This is a genomic window from Deinococcus indicus, assembly GCF_002198095.1.
Lineage (GTDB): Bacteria > Deinococcota > Deinococci > Deinococcales > Deinococcaceae > Deinococcus > Deinococcus caeni.
Genome location: NZ_NHMK01000011.1, coordinates 1 through 17,317, shown reverse-complemented (window position 1 = coordinate 17,317; position 17,317 = coordinate 1). Strand labels below are relative to the sequence as shown.

The 17,317-nt window shown below is 69.7% G+C and carries 20 protein-coding genes; 9 read left to right on the top strand and 11 right to left on the bottom strand.

Annotated features, from left to right (window positions below; genetic code table 11):
• The first annotated feature begins 75 nt into the window (after window positions 1-75).
• A complete protein-coding gene (locus tag CBQ26_RS22805; RefSeq protein ID WP_280522579.1) occupies window positions 76-597 on the top strand; it encodes a class I SAM-dependent methyltransferase in 522 nt (173 codons plus the stop codon).
• 100 nt (window positions 598-697) lie between these two features.
• Entirely contained in the window at window positions 698-859 is a 162-nt protein-coding gene (locus CBQ26_RS21825; RefSeq protein ID WP_172417992.1) for a hypothetical protein, read from the top strand.
• Window positions 860-890: 31 nt separating this feature from the next.
• Here the strand turns inward: CBQ26_RS21825 and CBQ26_RS08210 are convergent, their stop codons facing one another.
• The 4 genes from CBQ26_RS08210 to CBQ26_RS08195 form a co-directional block, all read right to left on the bottom strand.
• Window positions 891-1,751, bottom strand: a complete 861-nt coding sequence (locus CBQ26_RS08210) for an intradiol ring-cleavage dioxygenase (protein WP_088248168.1) — start codon at window positions 1,749-1,751, stop codon at window positions 891-893.
• 104 nt (window positions 1,752-1,855) lie between these two features.
• Complete coding sequence (gene acs / locus CBQ26_RS08205; RefSeq protein WP_088248419.1) at window positions 1,856-3,814, bottom strand: acetate--CoA ligase; 1,959 nt, start codon at window positions 3,812-3,814, stop codon at window positions 1,856-1,858.
• A gap of 177 nt (window positions 3,815-3,991) precedes the next feature.
• On the bottom strand, window positions 3,992-5,200 hold the full coding sequence (locus CBQ26_RS08200; RefSeq protein ID WP_088248167.1) for an MFS transporter: 1,209 nt from the start codon (window positions 5,198-5,200) through the stop codon (window positions 3,992-3,994).
• A 66-nt stretch (window positions 5,201-5,266) separates the two neighbouring features.
• On the bottom strand, window positions 5,267-5,692 hold the full coding sequence (locus CBQ26_RS08195) for a hypothetical protein (protein WP_088248166.1): 426 nt from the start codon (window positions 5,690-5,692) through the stop codon (window positions 5,267-5,269).
• 333 nt (window positions 5,693-6,025) lie between these two features.
• Here CBQ26_RS08195 and CBQ26_RS08190 point away from each other — a divergent pair, with 333 nt between their 5' ends.
• The 7 genes from CBQ26_RS08190 to CBQ26_RS08160 all read left to right on the top strand — a co-directional run bounded on the left by CBQ26_RS08190 (window position 6,026) and on the right by CBQ26_RS08160 (window position 11,057).
• A complete protein-coding gene (locus tag CBQ26_RS08190; RefSeq protein ID WP_088248165.1) occupies window positions 6,026-6,319 on the top strand; it encodes a DUF4212 domain-containing protein in 294 nt (97 codons plus the stop codon).
• The gene (locus CBQ26_RS08185) at window positions 6,319-8,019 is read left to right on the top strand and encodes a sodium:solute symporter family protein (protein WP_088248164.1); all 1,701 of its coding nucleotides are present in this window, start codon (window positions 6,319-6,321) and stop codon (window positions 8,017-8,019) included. Before CBQ26_RS08190 ends, CBQ26_RS08185 begins: the two co-directional genes overlap by 1 nt.
• A 137-nt stretch (window positions 8,020-8,156) precedes the next feature.
• Window positions 8,157-9,173, top strand: coding sequence for a GTP 3',8-cyclase MoaA (gene moaA, locus CBQ26_RS08180; protein ID WP_088248163.1), 1,017 nt, complete (start codon window positions 8,157-8,159; stop codon window positions 9,171-9,173).
• Between the two features lie 213 nt (window positions 9,174-9,386).
• Window positions 9,387-10,079, top strand: coding sequence for a GntR family transcriptional regulator (locus tag CBQ26_RS08175; RefSeq protein WP_078300785.1), 693 nt, complete (start codon window positions 9,387-9,389; stop codon window positions 10,077-10,079).
• Between the two features lie 177 nt (window positions 10,080-10,256).
• On the top strand, window positions 10,257-10,457 hold the full coding sequence (locus CBQ26_RS08170) for a hypothetical protein (protein WP_088248162.1): 201 nt from the start codon (window positions 10,257-10,259) through the stop codon (window positions 10,455-10,457).
• Window positions 10,458-10,542: 85 nt separating this feature from the next.
• On the top strand, window positions 10,543-10,857 hold the full coding sequence (locus CBQ26_RS08165; protein WP_088248161.1) for a hypothetical protein: 315 nt from the start codon (window positions 10,543-10,545) through the stop codon (window positions 10,855-10,857).
• Window positions 10,854-11,057 (top strand): helix-turn-helix transcriptional regulator, encoded by a 204-nt coding sequence (locus CBQ26_RS08160; protein ID WP_088248160.1) that lies wholly within the window; start codon window positions 10,854-10,856, stop codon window positions 11,055-11,057. The genes CBQ26_RS08165 and CBQ26_RS08160 overlap by 4 nt, the downstream gene beginning before the upstream one ends.
• A gap of 60 nt (window positions 11,058-11,117) precedes the next feature.
• Here CBQ26_RS08160 and rplT read toward each other — a convergent pair whose 3' ends face one another.
• The 7 genes from rplT to CBQ26_RS08125 form a co-directional block, all read right to left on the bottom strand.
• Window positions 11,118-11,471, bottom strand: coding sequence for a 50S ribosomal protein L20 (rplT, locus tag CBQ26_RS08155; RefSeq protein WP_088248159.1), 354 nt, complete (start codon window positions 11,469-11,471; stop codon window positions 11,118-11,120).
• On the bottom strand, window positions 11,471-11,674 hold the full coding sequence (gene rpmI, locus CBQ26_RS08150; protein ID WP_088248158.1) for a 50S ribosomal protein L35: 204 nt from the start codon (window positions 11,672-11,674) through the stop codon (window positions 11,471-11,473). Before rpmI ends, rplT begins: the two co-directional genes overlap by 1 nt.
• A 162-nt stretch (window positions 11,675-11,836) precedes the next feature.
• A complete protein-coding gene (locus CBQ26_RS08145) occupies window positions 11,837-12,643 on the bottom strand; it encodes a GNAT family N-acetyltransferase (RefSeq protein ID WP_088248157.1) in 807 nt (268 codons plus the stop codon).
• A gap of 483 nt (window positions 12,644-13,126) precedes the next feature.
• A complete protein-coding gene (locus CBQ26_RS08140) occupies window positions 13,127-15,058 on the bottom strand; it encodes an alpha-amylase family protein (protein ID WP_088248156.1) in 1,932 nt (643 codons plus the stop codon).
• Between the two features lie 180 nt (window positions 15,059-15,238).
• Window positions 15,239-16,075, bottom strand: a complete 837-nt coding sequence (locus CBQ26_RS08135; protein ID WP_088248155.1) for an alpha/beta fold hydrolase — start codon at window positions 16,073-16,075, stop codon at window positions 15,239-15,241.
• A 271-nt stretch (window positions 16,076-16,346) separates the two neighbouring features.
• Entirely contained in the window at window positions 16,347-16,610 is a 264-nt protein-coding gene (locus tag CBQ26_RS08130; RefSeq protein ID WP_229844085.1) for a DUF2171 domain-containing protein, read from the bottom strand.
• A 57-nt stretch (window positions 16,611-16,667) separates the two neighbouring features.
• Window positions 16,668-17,159 carry a riboflavin biosynthesis intermediates N-glycosidase gene (locus CBQ26_RS08125; protein WP_172417991.1) on the bottom strand — a complete coding sequence of 164 codons (492 nt, stop codon included), beginning with the start codon at window positions 17,157-17,159 and terminating at the stop codon, window positions 16,668-16,670.
• Window positions 17,160-17,317 lie beyond the last annotated feature (158 nt).

The window sequence follows — 17,317 nt, the reverse complement described above, 5'->3', positions numbered from 1 at the left end:
GCGTCTGCCTCCGCCCGTTTGCGGGCGCGTGATGCGTGGCTCTCGCGTCGGTGCGGGCAGCCCTGGCCCGAGGGGGTGCTGCTGGACGCGCTGCGCCTCTCCCCTACCCTGGACGTGCTGGATGTCGGGGCGGGGGATGGTCGGCTGGTGCGGGAGCTGGCGCGGCGGGGGCACGGGGGCCGGGTGGTGGGCGTCGATCCCACGCCGGGGCCGGGCGTACAGCCCGCGCACGCGGAGGCGCTCCCGTTCCCGGATGCGAGTTTCGACGTGGTGCTGTTCGTGCGGGTCCTGGCGCACCTGCCCGATCCGGCGCGGGCGCTGGCGGAGGCGCGGCGCGTCCTGCGGCCCGGCGGGCAGGTGTGGGCGGCGGCGCACGGTCCGGCGCACCTGCGGGCTACCTGGGCGGCGCTGGGCCAGCCCCTCGCGCCGGGGGACACGCCGCCGAAACCCGCAGTAACCCTCACCTGCCCGCTCACGGTGACCGCTGACGACGCCCGGTTCCTGCTGGGCACGTACGGCGAAGAGGCGGAGGTTTCCCCCCACCTCTTCCCCATTCAGGACGCCGCGCAGCTGCTGGTCTGGACCCTGGCTCCGTGAAGCGGGTTCTGTCTGTTTCACAGACAATCCGGAACCCGCTTCTCTCCTTCTCGCTTGGCTCGGATGAATTGGCAGCCCGTCCAATCGGAGTCCGTATCAGGTGTCCGCGAAACCCAGCGGCACGGCCACCCTGACGGTCCGGGCCGCGCATGATGGGGCGCGCTGGGGCCGCACGGCCAGCGTGGACCTGCACCCGCTGTGGTGCGGGGATCACCTGGAATTGCGGGCGGGCGCGCCGGAGTACACGATCAGCGCCACGTGAACCGGACTCCGGTAGGCGCCCGTGCCGGGGGTCAGCCGACGTTCAGACCGACGTTGAAGGTGCCGACGATCCCGGTCTTCACGTCGCCGCTGGTGGTGAGCATCATCTGGTTGCCGCCGTTCTTGTAGATGCTGTCGGTGGCGTTGGGCGTGTCGCGGGTGCCTTTCTGCTTGTAGGGCGCCTGTGCGTGCACGGTGGCGATCAGTGCTTCGGGGAAGAACAGCTGTGAGACGAAGTCGCCGTTGACCTTCCCGGCGCTGTCCAGGGTGCGTAGGCGGTAGTGGATGTGCACGGCGCGACCCGCGTACCAGCCGGGGAAGATGGTGGTGAAGCTGCACTTGCCCTGCGCGTCGGTGGTCTGGTAGCCGCGCAGGAAGTTCTGGCCCTTGGTGTTGTAGCCCTGGTCGTTGGCGTCGCTGTACGCGCCGAGCGCGTCGCAGTGCCAGATGTCCACGATGACGCCCGCGCGGGGCTCGCACTGATTCAGGCCGATGCGGGACACGTCGAAGTGCAGGGTCAAGGGGACGCCCTGGGGGACCTTGCCGGTCTTGGTGTCGGCGCGGATGTCGCGCCGCTTGAGCTTCTCGTCCACCCAGTAGGGACCCTGGGTCTGCGCGGGGCGGACGATGCACGCGGGGAGGCTCTGGGCGCCGCTGGTTCCGGCGCTGGTGCCCATGCTGCCGCTGGCGGGGGGTGTGCCGCCGGGGCCGCCGGGCCCGCTGGGGGGCGGGCCGGGGGGGCGTCCGGCACCGCCGGCCAGGGCGAGGCCGCCCACAGCGGCCGCACCGCCGGCGAGGCCGAGCAGGCGCAGGGCGGCGCGGCGGCCCAGGACAGTGCCGACGGGCGCGTCGTCGTCTTCGAGGTCGTGGTTCTGGCTGGGGTGCTCGTTCATGGGGTGCCTCCTGGGGGACTGCTGCTGGGCAGTGTGCAGGTCAGGGCGCAATCCGGGGTTAATGCGGCGCGCCCCCGCGTGGGGCGGGGGCGGCGCGACGTGGGCTAGACCGGTTGCGTGGCGGCGATGCGGTCGAGCACGCCGGGGTCTTCGAGGGTACTCGTGTCGCCCTGGATTTCTTTTCCGGCGGCGATCTGGCGCAGGAAGCGGCGCATGATCTTGCCGCTGCGGGTCTTGGGCAGGGCGTCGGCGACGTAGATGGCGTCGGGGCGGGCGAGCGCGCCGATCTCGCGGCTGACGTGGGCGCGCAACTCGGCGGGGTCGATGGTGCGGTCGCCCTGCGGGAGGACGAACGCGACGACGCATTCGCCTTTCACGTCGTCGGGGCGGCCGACGACAGCGGCCTCGGAGACGCTGGGGTGGGCGACGAGGGCGGATTCGATCTCCATGGTACCGAGGCGGTGGCCGCTGACGTTCAGGACGTCGTCCACGCGGCCCGTGACGGTGATGTAGCCGTCCGCGTCGCGGCGGGCGCCGTCCCCGGCGAAGTACACGCCCTCGATTTCACCCCAGTAGCTCTTGCGGTAGCGTTCGTCGTCGCCGTACACGGTGCGGAGCATGCTGGGCCAGGGGCGTTTGATGACCAGCAGGCCGCCGTCGTCGGGGCCGAGTTCCTCGCCGGTGTGGGTCATGATGGCGGGTTCGATGCCGAACATGGGCAGGCCCGCGCTGCCGGGTTTGCTGGGGTGCGCGCCGGGGAGGGTGGTGAGCATGATGGAGCCGGTCTCGGTCTGCCACCAGGTGTCCACGACCGGGCAGCGTCCGCCGCCGATGGTGCGCCAGTACCACATCCACGCTTCGGGGTTGATGGGTTCCCCGACCGAGCCGAGCAGGCGCAGGCTGCTCAGGTCGCGGCTGGCGGGCAGGTCGTCGCCCTGGCGCATGATGGCGCGGATGGCGGTGGGCGCGGTGTACAGGATGGTCACGCGGTGTTTCTGCACGATGTCCCAGAAGCGGCCCCAGTCGGGGTGGTTGGGGGCGCCCTCGTACATGACGACGGTCGCGCCGTTCAGGAGGGGGCCGTACACGCTGTAGGAGTGGCCGGTGATCCAGCCGACGTCGGCGGTGCACCAGTACACGTCGTCGTCGCGCAGGTCGAACACGGCCTGGGTGGTCAGGTACGTGCCGACCATGTACCCGCCGGTGGTGTGCTGCACGCCCTTGGGTTTGCCGGTGCTGCCGGAGGTGTACAGGATGAACAGCGGGTGCTCGCTGTCCAGCGGGGCGGCGTCGTGGTCGTCGCTGGCGGCGTTCAGGGCGTCGTGCCAGAACACGTCCCGGCCAGGCTGCATGGGGGCGTCGCAGTCGGCGCGGCACACGACCAGCATCTTCTCCAGGCCCGGTGCGAGCGCGGCGGCGGCGTCGGCGTTCGCCTTGAGGTTCACCAGGGCGCCGCGTCGCTGCCCGGCGTCGGCGGTGATCAGCACCCTGCTCTGCGCGTCGTTCAGGCGGTCGGCCAGGGCGCTGACCGAGAACCCGCCGAACACCACGGAATGCACCGCGCCGATGCGGGCGCAGGCGAGCATGGCGATGGCCGCCTCGGGCACCAGGGGCAGGTACAGGGTGACGCGGTCGCCGGGCTGCACGCCCAGGGCCAGCAGGGCGTTCGCGGCCCTCTTGACCTCGCGCAGCAGCTGGGCGTAGGTGTAGGTGCGGACCTCGCCGTCCTCGCCTTCCCAGACGATGGCGCGCTTGTCGCCCAGGCCGCGCGCGACGTTGCGGTCCAGGGCGTTGAAGGCGACGTTCGTGCGGGCGCCCACGAACCACTGCGCGTGCGGGGGTTGCCAGTCGAGGACCTGCGTCCAGGGCGTGAACCAGTGCAGTTGCCCGGCCACGTCCGACCAGAAGGTGTCGGGGTCGTCGAGGCTCTGGCGGTACAGGCGTTCGTACTCCCCGGCGGAGTAGCGTGCGTTCCCGCGGAAGTCGTCGCTGGGCGCGATGACGCGCTCCTCGTGCAGCAGGGCGTCGATGTGGTCGCTGGCGGGCGTGTGGGGCTGGGACATGCGGGGGACCTCCGGGAACGGCGGGGGCAGGGTGCGCGGGCGCACCGGACAGGAACACTCGGGTTGTGTGTGCCGTCACTGTACTCGCGTTCGGTGGGAATCCGGATGGAACGGGGGCGCGGGTACCGTGCCGGTACTGCACCCGGTTCAAGTTCATGGGGTTGCGGTTCGCCCGGTTCAGGTCCGGGCTTCCTGCTCCCGCTGAAGCAGGCGGCCCTGCACGCGGCCTTCCAGGGCCAGCAGCAGCAGCGCGGCCATGAACGCCAGTCCGGCGATCACGACCCACATGCCGCCCGCGCCCAGAGACTGGAGGAGCGCGCCGCCCAGCAGCGGGGCCAGCAGGGTCGCCAGGCCCGCCATGCTGCCCACCAGGCCGATGTACGTGCCGCGCTGAGCGGGCGGGCCGAGTTCGCTGATGATCGTCTTGCTGATGCCGTACGCGATGATCTCTCCGGCAGTCCAGACCGTGACGGCCAGCATGTGCGCCCACAGCGTGTGCGCCACGGCGTGTCCCAGGAAACCCAGGCCCAGCAGCGCGGCGCCCAGCACCTGCCAGCGCGGGTGCCCACTGCGGGCGATCAGGTGCCCCAGGGGCAGGCCCAGCAGGACGACCAGGGCGCCGTTCACGGCGAGAACCTGTCCATACTGCACGGCGCTGAAGCCCTGCTGCGCGAACACCACGGCCAGCACCTTGTAACTCTGGTACGTCAGGCCGAACAGCAGCGAGGCGAGGCAGAACTGCCACAGCAGCAGGTCGCGGGGCAGGAACGAGCGGGCGCGCGCCGCGGCGCTCCGGGCGGGCCGGGCAGTGCGGGGATAAAGCAGCGCCAGCAGCAACGCGTACGCGGCCATGGTCGCGGCGTCCAGCCAGAACAGCAGCCGCATGGACCGCCCGGCCAGCCAACCGCCCAGCACGGGCGCGGTGGCGGCCCCGACGTTGATCGCCCAGTACAGAAGGTTGTACGCGCGGGTGCGCTGCGCGCCCTGCGTGAGTTCCGCGACGGCGGTGCTCGCGGCAGGTTTGTACAGCGCCGACAGCAGCGAGAAGCCCAGCACGCCCGCCGCCGTCCACCAGAAGCCCTGCGCCACGGACAGCGCCAGGATCATGACGGCCCCGCCGCTCAGGGCGAGGATCATGGTGAAGACCGGGCCGCGCCGGTCGGTCAGCGGCCCGCTGAGGCCCTCGGAGACGAAGCGCCCCAGGCCAAGCATCGCCAGGATCACGCTGACCTGCGTGACGTTCAGCTGCGCCTGCGCGGTCAGGTAGAACCCCAGCAGCGGCACCACGAACTCGCCCAGGCGGTTGAGCAGGGTGCCCCACCACAGCACCCAGAAACCGGTCGGGTAGGCGCGGGCGGCGTGGGTCAGGGCGGTCACGCGCGCCATGCTAGCCCCGGCGGGCGCCCGGTGCACGCCGGTTTCCGTGCGGGGCGCCCGGTCAGCGGCGTGTGCTCAGCGGGACTGTGTGGGGCCGGGCTGTGTGGGAATGGGGCCGGGCGCGGGCCGCCACTGCGCGCCCAGGAAGGCGGCGAGGGCCAGGACCAGGGCGCTGATCTCGGGTCTGAGGAGCAGGCCCAGCGCCAGGGACAGGCCCACGGTGGGGACGGCCAACAGCAGCGTCCGGGCGATCCGGGTGAACGGGGCGGGCGGCAGCGGCCAGTAGCGGCCGTAGGCGAGGCCCAGCGCGAACCCCACGGCGGTCAGCAGCAGGCACAGCAGCACGCCGCGTGGCGTGAGGGGGGGCGCGCCGGTGCTCAGGGCGCGGGTCAGGAGGGTCGCGGTGAGCAGCGCGGCGTTCAGGCCCAGCCAGAATTGCAGGTGCGGCAGCCAGCGGCCGGGGTGGGCGGCGCGGCGGGGTGCGGGGGGCGCGGTGTTCATGTCGGAACCTCCGGGAGGGGGCTGGTGGTGCGGTGGGGGTGTGGGGGCAGTCAAGCACGCTGGGGCGGGGTGTGTCCATCCGGCCGGGCGGGCGGTCAGGGGAACGGATGGGGGGCGCGCCGGCCTGACCGCTTAACGTTGAAAAATTAGACCGGGTGCAGTGATTGTGTTCCTCCGTGCAGGACGGTTTGCCGCGCGGGCCGGGTCCGGTCTATTGTGCTTTCACGGACAATCTCAGCCCAGTGTGCCCTGACGCGCGCCCTGCCCGCATTCCCATGCGCGCCGCCGCTTCCTGTCAGCAGGCCCGCCGTGACCGTCCGATCAGGAGGACACATGACGAACCCCCCGGCTTCCCCGCCCCCCGTCAGCGCTCCGGTCAGTGAACAGAAACAGGCGTACTGGCGCGCCACCATCCGCCTCATTCTCACGCTGCTGGCCGTGTGGTTCGTGGTCGCGTACCTGATGGGCATCGTGTTCGCACCCGCCCTGAACAGCGTGCGGATCGGTGAGGCGCCGCTGGGCTTCTGGATCGCGCACAACGGCGCGATCTACGTGTTCATCGCGCTGATCGCCATCTACGCCACGCGCATGCGCGCCCTGGACCGCCAGTACGGGGTGGAGGAATAATGTCCGTTCAGGTCTGGACCTACATCCTGGTGGCCGTCACCTTCGGCCTGTACATCGGGATCGCCTTCGCCACGCGCGTCAAGGACACCCGCAGCTTCTACATCGCCGGGCAGGGCATTCCGCCGCTGTGGAACGGCATGGCCATCGCCGCCGACTGGATGAGCGCCGCGTCGTTCCTGTCCATGACCGGCCTGATCGCGTTCATGGGGTACGACGGCGCGGTGTACCTGATGGGCTGGACCGGCGGGTACGTGCTGCTGGCGCTGCTGCTCGCGCCGTTCCTGCGGCGCTTCGGGAAGTTCACGGTGCCGGACTTCGTGGGGGACCGCTACGGTTCGGACGCCCTGCGGGCCCTGGCGGCCCTGACCGCCATCCTGATCTCGTTCGTGTACGTGGCCGGGCAGATGCGCGGCGTGGGCGTGGTGTTCAGCCGCTTCCTGCAGGTGGACATCTCGACCGGGGTGATCATCGGGGTGTTCATGGTGTTCCTGTACGCCTCCATGTCGGGCATGAAGGGCATCACCTGGACGCAGGTCACGCAGTACGTGGTCCTGATCCTGGCGTTCCTGATTCCCAGCATCGCCATCAGCCTGCAGCAGACCGGGAACCCGCTGCCGCAGCTGGGGTTCCTGAACGTGGTCGGCGACCTGGACACCCTGCAACGCGAACTGGGCTTCACGGCGTACACGGCGCAGACCCGCTCCACGCTGGACATCTTCTGCATCACCATGGCCCTGATGGTCGGCACGGCCGGGTTGCCGCACGTCATCACGCGCTTCTACACCACCCCGACCGTGCGGGACGCCCGCACGAGCGCCATCTACGCCATCTGCTTCATCGCGCTGCTGTACACGACCGCGCCCGCGCTGGCCGTGTTCGCCAAGACGAACCTGATAGGCAGCCTGAACGACCGCCCGTACGCCGAGGCGCCCGCGTGGTTCAAGACCTGGGAGGCCACCAAGCTCCTGAGCTTCACCGACAAGAACGGCGACGGCGTCATCCAGTACCGTCCGGGCAACGCCCTGAACGCCGACAAGACCCCGAACGCCGACAGCGCCAACGAACTGACCATCGACAACGACATCATGGTGCTCGCCACGCCGGAGGTGGCGAACCTCAGTCCGTTCATCATCGCGTTGGTGGCCGCCGGGGGTCTGGCCGCCGCGCTGTCCACCGCGTCGGGCCTGCTGATCACGGTGTCTGGGGCGGTCGCGCACGACATCTACTACAAGCTGATCAACCCGAACGCCAGCGAGGCCGCGCGCCTGCTGGCCGGGCGGATCACGGTCGGCTTCGCCAGCATCGCGGCCGGGTACTTCGGGATCAACCCGCCGGGCTTCGTGGCGCAGGTCGTGGCCCTGGCGTTCGGGCTGGCCGCCGCGAGCTTCTTCCCGCTGCTGGTGCTGGGCATCTTCGACAAGCGCATGAACTGGCAGGGCGCCATGGCGGGCCTGCTGGTGGGGCTGGGCTTCACGCTGGTGTACATCGTGAACTTCACGCCCACGCTGGGCGGGCGCGGCACGCCCGACGCGCTGTTCCTGGGCATCAGCACGCAGGGCATCGGGACGCTGGGGATGCTGCTGAACGTGACGGTCGCGCTGATCGTCAGCCGCCTCACGCCGCCGCCACCCGCCGCCACGCAGGACCTCGTGGAAGGCGTGCGGTACCCCAGCGGCGCCGGAGCCGCGCAGATTCACTGACCACAGAGCTTGTAGCCCTTCTCGCCTGAGTGCGCGGCCCCCGGTCCCGAGTGTCCGGGGGCCGCGCCTGTGGGTGGGCGCCCGAATGGCGGTGTTCCCGCCAATTCCCAACCCCTGGGCGGGTATGCTGCGGGTCAATGCTCGTCGACCAGTTGGGGCGTCCCCTCCGTGACCTGCGGATCAGCGTGACTGACCGCTGCAATCTGCGCTGCACGTACTGCATGCCGGCCGAGGTGTTCGGCCCGGAGTACGCCTTCCTGCCGCGCACCGAACTGCTGAGTTTCGAGGAGATCGAGCGGCTGGCCAGTGCGTTCGTGGCACTGGGTGTGCGCAAGCTGCGCGTCACGGGCGGCGAGCCGACGCTGCGGCGCGACCTGCCGGACCTGATCGGGCGCCTGTCGCGGATCGGGGGTGTGCAGGACGTGGCCATGACCACCAACGGGCTGCTGCTGCCGCGCATGGCGGCCGACCTGAAGGCGGCGGGCCTGAACCGCGTGACGGTCAGTATCGACAGCCTGGACCCCGAGGTGTTCGGGCGCATGAACGGCCTGGGCACCCACCCGCAGAAGGTGCTGGACGGCATCGAGGCGGCCCTGACGGCGGGCCTGGGCGTGAAGATCAACACGGTCGTGCAGCGCGGCGTGAACGACGCGGGCCTGCGTGAGCTGTGGCTGGCGCTGCGGGATCTGGCGCCGGTGCGGTTCATCGAGTTCATGGACGTGGGCAACCACAACGGCTGGAACATGGACAGCGTGGTGCCCAGCCGCGAGGTGCTGGCGCGACTGGCGGGCGACGACGGGCGGTTTGCGCCGGTGAATCCCGAGTACCGGGGAGAGGTGGCCGCGCGCCACACCGACGGGCAGGGGCACGAGGTGGGACTGATCAGTTCGGTGACCGCGCCGTTCTGCGGGGACTGCTCGCGGGCACGGATCTCGGCGGTGGGGACGCTGTACACCTGCCTGTTCGCGGGCAGCGGCACGGACCTGCGCGGCCCGATGCGCAGCGAGCCGGGCGGGGCGCCCCTGTCGGACGCGGCCCTGCGGGACCTGATCGCGGGGGTGTGGGCGGCCCGCCGCGACCGGTACAGTGAGGAGCGGGGCGAGGTGACGGTCGCGGCCCGCGCCAAGGTCGAGATGTCGCACATCGGCGGCTGAAGCCGGACGCGGCACACCCGACCTTGCAGATGGTGTGCTGAAGGCGTTTTTTCAGTCTTTTTGATCCGGGTGTAGCGGCAGGGCGTGGCGCATGACAGGCTGCCTAACGAGCGTTGTACCGCCCCGCGTGACAGCTAGACAAGCTTGTGTACTTCTGACACTAACCTTAAGATGAGCGTGGCTCCGCCCGCCAGCGGACACCCGGAGGGATGCATGGCGAAGTACCCGCTTATCAAGACCACCCTGAAAGACCGCCTGCTGGGCGGCCACTACGCCGAAGGGCTCCCGCTGCCCAGCGAACCGCAGCTCGCCCGCGAATTCGAAGTGTCCCGCATGACCGCCCGCCGCGCCATCGACGAACTGGAACGCGAAGGCTACGTCTACCGCGTGCAGGGCGCCGGCACCTTCCCCACCGGCAAACGCTTCCGCCAGGGCATGTTCCGCGTCCGGCCCTTCAAGGAATGGGCCCGCCACCCCGATCACCGCACCACCGTCCTGCGCGCCATGCAGATCGAGGCCACGCCCGAGATCGCCATCGTGCTGCAGATCCAGCCCGGCGACCCCGTCATCTTCATCCACCGCCTGCGCAACGCCGGCGACGAAGCCCTGGTCATCGAGAAACGCTACATCAACGCGGCCCTCGCCCCACAGCTGCTCGACCACAACCTCGCCGCCGAGAGCATCCACGAAACCATGATCAGCATGGGCGTCCCCCTGCAACGGGTGGAACAGAACCTCGAAGCCGTCAACCTCCGCCAGGAGGAAGCCGAACTGCTGCGCGTCCCCATCGGCACCGCCGCGTTCCTGCTCCGCCGAACCACCTACAGCGGCCAGAAACGCGCCAGCTATGTCAACTACTGGGTGCGCGGCGACCGCTACGCCTTCCAGGACACCTTCGAACCCTGAGCGGCGGGCGGGTCAACGGCGGCGGGCTGTCGGGGGGGGATTCCCCTCACAGCCCGCCACTTCTTTGGTCTGGGCGCACCGCAGAAAGCCCACGAAAGGCAAGCATGCTTGACACCATGTCGCGCATCCTTTACTCTTAGGTCAAGTAAGCTTGACCTAAAGACAAGGAGAGATGACATGGAGAACCTGACCCCCGCAACCCGCCAGCTCCTGACCCTCGTCGCCGTCTCATGCGCGCCCCTGTTCCTGATGGGCCAGGCCAGCAGCCACCCCCACGCCGGAACCGTCACCCACCTCGCCTACTGGCTGACCGTCGCCACCGCCGCCATCCTGCTCGTCATCGCCGCCCGCAACGTCGCCCGCGACCTGCGCCAGTGACCCGCACCCGCCGCCACGCCCGGCACCAGACCCTGCTGGCCACCCTGACCGGCGCGCGTGCGCCCTGGGCATCCTGGCAGCCCTCATGCTGGGCCCGCGCGGACAGGTCAACCTGACCGCCACCGCCCTGATGGCCGCCATTCCACTCCTGGACGCCGCACGCCTGAGCTTCCACTACCGCGACAGCGACGAGTACGGCCGTCATGTCCTGCTGATCGCCGCCGCCGTGGCCCTGGGCGTCACGCTGACCGCCCTGACACTCACCGCCCTGATCAGCGCCGCCAGCCCCCACGAAACCGTCCCGGCCACCGCCCTGATCAGCCTGTCGTACCTGGGCTGGCTGACCCTGGCCGGCACGCACGCTCTCCTGACCCGCCGGGACACGCAGGCCCCGGAATGAACAACCGGCTGAAAGTCCTGCGGGCCGAACGCAACATGACCCAGGGCGCCCTGGCTGAGGCGCTGGACGTGTCCCGCCAGACCATCAACGCCCTGGAAACCGGCAAGTACGACCCCAGCCTGCCCCTGGCCTTCAAACTCGCCCGACTGTTCGGCGTCCCAATCGAGGACATCTTTCAGGACGAACCGGGACAACCCTGAACTACACGAACACCGCCGCCCCCCGTTTCCGGAAGGGCGGCGGCGCTCATGTCAGCCGTTTTACTTGCTGTTCTTGGCCGCTTCGACCAGGGCCTTGAAGGCCTCGGGCTCGCGGGCGGCGATGTCGGCCAGGACCTTGCGGTTCAGGTCGATGTTCGCGCGCTTCAGGCCACCGATGAAGGTGGAGTAGTTCATGCCGTGCAGGCGGGCGCCGGCGTTGATACGCTGGATCCACAGGCGACGGAAGTCACGCTTCTTGTTGCGGCGATCGCGGTACTCGTAGGTCGCGGCGTTCAGCAGGGTCTGGAACGCGTTGCGGTACTGCTTGCTGCGGCTGCCCCAGAAGCCCTTGGCGCGCTTCAGGACCTTCTTGTGACGGCGGCGGCGGACGATGCCGGTCTTGACGCGAGGCATTATTTACCTCCGTAGGGCAGCATCTTCTTCATGCGCGCCCATTCGCTCTGGGCGAGCACGAAGCCCTTGCCCTTGCCGCGGATCTCGTTGCCGCTCTTGCCGGTGTTCTGGTGGCGTTTGCCACTCTTGAACGCCATGACCTTGCCCGTACCGGTGATCTTGATCCGGCGCGAGGCGCTTTTCAGAGTCTTCATCTTGGGCATGGTGCCCTCCTTGAGTAGTCCAGTCGCAGTCCCGCTGGCGGGCGCTTCTGTCTGGGGTTCGGGCCGCTTCTCGCTGGAAGCCGTTGGTCGCCCTGCCCCACTTGACCAAGAGAGAACTATACGCGAGCGCCCGCAGGAGGGTCAAGGGGAAAGGCGGACGGCTCAGTGTTGCCGGTAGTACTGCTGGGTGCTGAGCAGCGCGCTGCCGCTGCGTTCAAAGGTGCGGCGCATGGCGTGGTTGCCAGCGTCGGTGCCGCCGGTATGCGAGGCGAAGGTCTGCGCGGCCACGCCCAGCAGGTGCGCGTGCAGCCGCGCGCCGTACCCGTGCCCACGCTGCGCGGGCCGCACGCCGATCAGGTCGAGGCCCGCCTCGCCGGGGCGGCCACCGGGGCCGGTCGCGCCGAGAGCCAGCACTTCACCTTCCCGGCGCAGGGCGTGCAGGGTCCAGCCCTCGGTGGCCTCCCAGTCCGGGCAGCCCAGGTCCCGCAGGGCCTCCGGAACGCCGGGCTCGTCCGGACTGACGGCCGTCACGTCCGGGTCGGGCGCGTGGGGCCGGCCACGCAGGTCCGTGCCGTAGATCACATGCTGCGAGTCGGGCACCCAGCCGGCCTGCACCGCCTCCTCCGGGCGCGGCGTGACCAGCGTGTCGTCCAGCAGCAGTTGCCGGTCGGGGGTCTCCGAGACACGGCGGCGCAGTTCACGCAGGAACGCGGTCAGGGCGCCGGCGGGCGTGTCCGCGCGGTAGGTGGGGAACAGGGGCGCGCGGGCGTTCGGTCCGACGAAGCACACGCCCTGCACGGCACCACCGGCGCGCAGCAGCAGAAACCGCGCCGGATCGAGTTGACCGGCCCGCACGCGCTCCTGCGTGACGGTCAACCGGCGGGCCGCCTCGATCGGGTCGGGGTGCAAGGCGTGAATGTCGGCCAGCGTGTCGGGCGTGGCGACCTCAAGGGTAAAAGCAGTGGACATACGGTGACCTCGGGGCAGTGGCCGGGTCAGTGGGACGCGCCGGGACTCCGGACTATGACGCTGGGCAGAGTCCGGATCCGGCGGCCATGACCCCGGCAGGAACGGCGGGCACGGAACGGGCAGCGGTCTGAAGTCGCATCATGGGAACCTCCGGTACAGCAGTGGGATGCCGCGCAGCGTAGCGCAGGCGGGCGCGGGGGTAAGCCGCAACTCCGGCACGACCGGTGGTCTTCTCCCCTGCCGGGCCGGTCTGAAGATGAGGGGGCGGATCGAGAGTGATGCGCGGCCCCCGGAAACACCAGGGGCCGCGCACCGGATTTCATACGGATTCCGTTTGTTTCGCCAACAATCCGGAACTTCACCGCCCCTGCCGGCTCCACGTCCGGAACCCGTTTTTCTCCTGCTCTGCGGGGCAGCTCTACGAGTCGCATCCGCTCGGACCCAGCGGGCTTTGCAACCCATTCAATCGGAGTCCGTATCAGTTCAGCTCTGCGTGAGCCACAGCGCGCGGTACGGTTCGAGCGTGACGGTGCCGCCGCCCAGGTTGAAGGCGGTGCCGGCGATGTGGTCGCGGGCGTGGTCGCCCAGGTGGTCGCGCAGCGCCCAGGTGGGGAGGTCGATGGTGTGTTCGCTGAAGTTGTACGCGGCCAGCATGACGCCCTGTGGGTGGTCGCGGCGCAGCAGTAGCACGCAGGGGTCCGGGCTGTGGACGGGGCGGCTCTCGACGCTGGCGTGCAGGTGCGGCAGGCTCCGGCGGACGGCGATCAGGTGGCGCAGTCCGGCGTTCACGCGGCCGTGCGGGGTGCCGGGGTTGGTGTGGGCGTCGGCGGCGCGCTCCCAGTCCATGCGGGGGCGGTGGACCCAGCGGTTGTCGGCGGCGTGTTCGGGAAGGTCAGCGAAGGAATGGTCGTTCAGGAGGGCCAGTTCGTCGCCCATGTACAGCAGCGGTAAGCCGCCGAAGCCCAGGGTGACGGCGTGCAGCAGCAGCAGTCGGCGCACGGCGTCGTCGGTGCGGCGGGGGTCGCCGGCGTCCAGGGCAGCTTCCAGGCCGGCGAGGCTGGCGGCCGTGCCGCTGATGCGGCGGTCGCCGGTCTGCGGGTTGAACTGGAACACCAGGCCGCGCGCGAAGGTGCCGGGGTGCTCGCCGCTGTAGAAGTCGCTCAGGAAGTGGCGGTGGGCGGCGCCGTCCAGTCCGGCGCGGTGGGCGTCGGTGTCGCTGATGGCCCAGCCGATGTCGTCGTGGCAGCGGACGTACATGCCCCAGGTGGTGTTCGTGGGTTTGGGCGGGAAGACGCGCAGCGCCTCGGCGAACAGGCGGGTGTCGCGGCTGGCGAGGCTGCTCCACAATTGCACCATCAGCGAGTTGTGGTACGCCATGTCACTGACCCGTCCGTGGTGCGAGCCGCTTCCGAGGTAGTGGATCAGGTCGGCGGGCGCGACGATGGCCTCGGCCTTGAAGGCCACGGCGGGCGCGACGATGCGGGCGCAGGCGCGCAGGGCCTGGGTGAGGTGATGCACTTCCGGCTGGTTCTGGCAGTCGGTGCCCAGGCGTTTCCACATGAAGGCGATGGCGTCCAGGCGGAAGACCTCCACGCCCCGGTTGGCGAGGTGCAGGATGATGTCCACGAATTCGGCCAGGACGCTGGGGTTACTCCAGTTCAGGTCCCACTGGTAGGTGTTGAAGGTCGTCCAGACCCACCCGCCGGCTTCCTCGTTCCAGGTGAAGTTGCCGGGCGCGAAGTCCGGGAAGACCTCGGGCAGGGTGCGTTCGTAGGCGTCGGGGGCGGTGCGGTCCGGGAAGACATGGAAGTACTCGCGGTACGTGGGGTCGCCCGCGCGGGCTTTCTGTGCCCAACCGTGCTCCTGCGCGACGTGGTTGAGCACGAGGTCCAGCACGAGGCTCACGCCGCGCGCCCGGAGGTCGGCGGCCAGGGCGGACAGGTCGTCCATGCTGCCCAGGTCGCTGCGCACGGCGCGGTAGTCGGCGACCGCGTACCCGCCGTCGTTCTCGCCGGGGCGGGGTTGCAGCAGCGGCATCAGGTGCAGGTACGTGACGCCCAGGTCCTGCAGGTAGTCCAGACGGTCGCGCACGCCCCGGAGGGTTCCGGCGAAGCGGTCGGTGTACGCCACGTACCCGAGCATGCTGGGGGCCTGGAGCCAGTCCGGGCGCAGCAGGCGGGCCTCGTCCAGGCGTTTCAGGTCGGCGGGGCGGGCGTGGTAGGCGTGCAGCATGAGTTCCAGCAGGCGGTCCATCAGGGCGGGGGCGGCGTCGCCGTACACCGCCTGGAGGCTGGCCGTCAGTTCCGGGCCGTAGCGGTCGAGGCGCAGCAGGAAGGTGTCCGCGTCGCGGTCGTCGTCGAAGGCCTGACGAAGCTGACCGGCCAGCAGCGTCCGGAAGGGGTCGGGTTGCGGCATACCCTGACAGCATAAACACTTTTGGAACTGTTTCCAATATGCCGGTCGCGGGGGGCCCGCCCTGATCCGGTGAGGCGCGGCCGCCGCTCCTGCTCATGGACCGGTACCGAACAGGAGCCGGTCAGGAACAGTCCCGACCGGCTCTCCCGTCCCGTGTCAGCGGGAGGCTATAGCCATCGCTCAGCGGGCCACGAACTCCAGCAGCAGCCTGTTGAACTCCTCGGCGTGCGTGGCGTTCAGGCCGTGCGGCGCGCCCTTCATGACGTGCAGCTCCGCATTCGGCTGGTACTGCGGCACGCGCTGACCGCTGGCCTCCAGCGGCACGATCTGGTCCTTATCGCCATGCACGACGAGCAGCGGCACCGTCAGCTTCGCGAGGTCCGCGCGGAAGTCGGTCATCCCGAACGCCCGGACGCACTCCTGGGTCGCCACCGGGGACGCCTGGAAGTACAGGCTGGCCGTGAAGTCAAGGAACTCGTCGCCCAGCTGACGGCCGTTCTCGTCCCAGTTCAGGAACTTCTTCGTGAAACCCGCCAGGAACTGCGGACGGTTGGCGGCCACCTGCTGCACCATGCCTTCCACGTCGGCCTCGGTCATGCCGCCGTCCGGGTTGTCGGTGGTTTTCAGCAGGTACGGCGCGACCGAGGAGATCAGTGCCGCGCTGCGCAGGCGCTCGGTGCCGAACAGCCCGGCGTAGCGGCTGACCTCGCCACCGCCCATGCTGAAGCCCACGACCGTCACGTCGGTCAGGTTCAGGCCCTCCAGCAGGTCCTTCAGGTCGCTGGCGAACACGTCGTACGTGTACCCGGTGGCCGTCTTGCCGCTCTGGCCGAAGCCACGGCGGTCGTACGCGATCACCTGATACCCGGCGTGCCGCAGCGCGTCGATCTGGCCCTCCCACATGCGGCCCGACAGCGGCCACCCGTGAATCAGGACGACGGGACGGCCCTCGCCGTACGTTTCGTAGTACAGCTCGGTCTGCGGGGCCAGGGTGTGCTTGGTCTGAATGGTGGGCATGATGAAACCTCCGGTCAAAAGGGGCGGGGTGGGCTGTGGGACCTAAGGCCATCTGGCGGCGGGTCATACGACGTCGAACCGTTCCACCCTAGGCCCGCCCCGCAGCGCCCGCCTGAGCGGGACCTTCAGGCACCCTGAGCAAGGCTTCAGCTCACCCCAACGTTCAGTGCCCACCCCCCACAGCCAGTCCCCACAGCCAGCGGGGACAGCGCCAACGGACAGGGCGGCGTGACCTGCTCGCCACGCCGCCCACCGGGGGTTCAGGACCGGGTCACGCGATGACGCTGCGCTCCACGTTCAGGTATACCGCCACGTCGTCCACGCTCTCCACCTGATCCAGGCTCAGGTAGTGATGCTGCCCATCCGCGCTGTCGCTCTTCGTGAGTTTCACGCGCTCGCCGTCCATGTGGTCCACGGTTCCCACGTGCTCGCCGTTCACGTCCTTCACCTGAAGATGCTCGCCGCTCTGCTCCAGGCGGGCCTTGAGGTTCCGGGCGATACGGTCGCTGATCTCTCCGGCATTCATCTTGGTCATGCGGGCAGTCTGGGCCGCGAACATGGCCGCCCCATGACAGCACCCTTCAGGCCGCCGTCACGCGCCCTTGAGCGAACCGTCACGGGTCATTTCCGCGCGAACCGCCATCAGCGCGCGGCCCAGCAGGTTCTCCCCCCACGCCTGCCGCGCGCCGGGAGCGTCCTGCTCGCCGAACCCCACGCCCCAGATCCGGTCGTTCGGGGCCGCTTCCACCAGTTCCGCCTCGCCGGTCGCCAGCAGGACCGACCGCAACGGCGCGTTCTGCCCGAACTTCAGACGCAGCATGTCCAGCGCCACCCCGAACCGCTCCTGCGCCCAGCGGGCATCGTCGTACGGGCTCACACGGCGGCCCAGCGCCTTGCACTCGCCGGGCGTGCGGGCCTCCAGAATCGCCCGGCGGGTCGCCTCGTCCCCGAACAGCGCGGCCTTGCGGGCCATCAGGTACTGCTCGGCGCAGTGATAGGTGACGCCGCCCTCCGTGAACACGCTGGGGTGAAAGTTCGAGAACGGGTGCGCGGTCCGGTAGAAGAAAACGGGATCGGGGCTCATACGGATTCCGTTTGTTTCGCCGGCAATCCGGAAGTTCACCGGATTGCCGGCTCCACGTCCGGAACCCGCCCGGCTCCTGCTCTGCGGGGCAGCTCTCCGAGTCGCATCCGCTCGGATTGAACGGGCTTTGCAGCCCATTCAATCGGAGTCCGTATCAG

Coding starts and splice junctions, on each gene's coding strand:
- CBQ26_RS08195 (WP_088248166.1), bottom strand. CDS start 5,692: ATGAACACCGCGCCCCCCGCACCCCGCCGCGCCGCCCACCCCGGCCGC.
- acs (WP_088248419.1), bottom strand. CDS start 3,814: ATGTCCCAGCCCCACACGCCCGCCAGCGACCACATCGACGCCCTGCTG.
- CBQ26_RS08125 (WP_172417991.1), bottom strand. CDS start 17,159: ATGAGCCCCGATCCCGTTTTCTTCTACCGGACCGCGCACCCGTTCTCG.
- CBQ26_RS08160 (WP_088248160.1), top strand. CDS start 10,854: ATGAACAACCGGCTGAAAGTCCTGCGGGCCGAACGCAACATGACCCAG.
- CBQ26_RS08140 (WP_088248156.1), bottom strand. CDS start 15,058: ATGCCGCAACCCGACCCCTTCCGGACGCTGCTGGCCGGTCAGCTTCGT.
- CBQ26_RS08135 (WP_088248155.1), bottom strand. CDS start 16,075: ATGCCCACCATTCAGACCAAGCACACCCTGGCCCCGCAGACCGAGCTG.
- CBQ26_RS08185 (WP_088248164.1), top strand. CDS start 6,319: ATGTCCGTTCAGGTCTGGACCTACATCCTGGTGGCCGTCACCTTCGGC.
- rpmI (WP_088248158.1), bottom strand. CDS start 11,674: ATGCCCAAGATGAAGACTCTGAAAAGCGCCTCGCGCCGGATCAAGATC.
- rplT (WP_088248159.1), bottom strand. CDS start 11,471: ATGCCTCGCGTCAAGACCGGCATCGTCCGCCGCCGCCGTCACAAGAAG.
- CBQ26_RS08190 (WP_088248165.1), top strand. CDS start 6,026: ATGACGAACCCCCCGGCTTCCCCGCCCCCCGTCAGCGCTCCGGTCAGT.
- moaA (WP_088248163.1), top strand. CDS start 8,157: ATGCTCGTCGACCAGTTGGGGCGTCCCCTCCGTGACCTGCGGATCAGC.
- CBQ26_RS08210 (WP_088248168.1), bottom strand. CDS start 1,751: ATGAACGAGCACCCCAGCCAGAACCACGACCTCGAAGACGACGACGCG.
- CBQ26_RS08130 (WP_229844085.1), bottom strand. CDS start 16,610: ATGACCAAGATGAATGCCGGAGAGATCAGCGACCGTATCGCCCGGAAC.
- CBQ26_RS08145 (WP_088248157.1), bottom strand. CDS start 12,643: ATGTCCACTGCTTTTACCCTTGAGGTCGCCACGCCCGACACGCTGGCC.
- CBQ26_RS08170 (WP_088248162.1), top strand. CDS start 10,257: ATGGAGAACCTGACCCCCGCAACCCGCCAGCTCCTGACCCTCGTCGCC.
- CBQ26_RS08165 (WP_088248161.1), top strand. CDS start 10,543: ATGCTGGGCCCGCGCGGACAGGTCAACCTGACCGCCACCGCCCTGATG.
- CBQ26_RS08175 (WP_078300785.1), top strand. CDS start 9,387: ATGGCGAAGTACCCGCTTATCAAGACCACCCTGAAAGACCGCCTGCTG.
- CBQ26_RS08200 (WP_088248167.1), bottom strand. CDS start 5,200: ATGGCGCGCGTGACCGCCCTGACCCACGCCGCCCGCGCCTACCCGACC.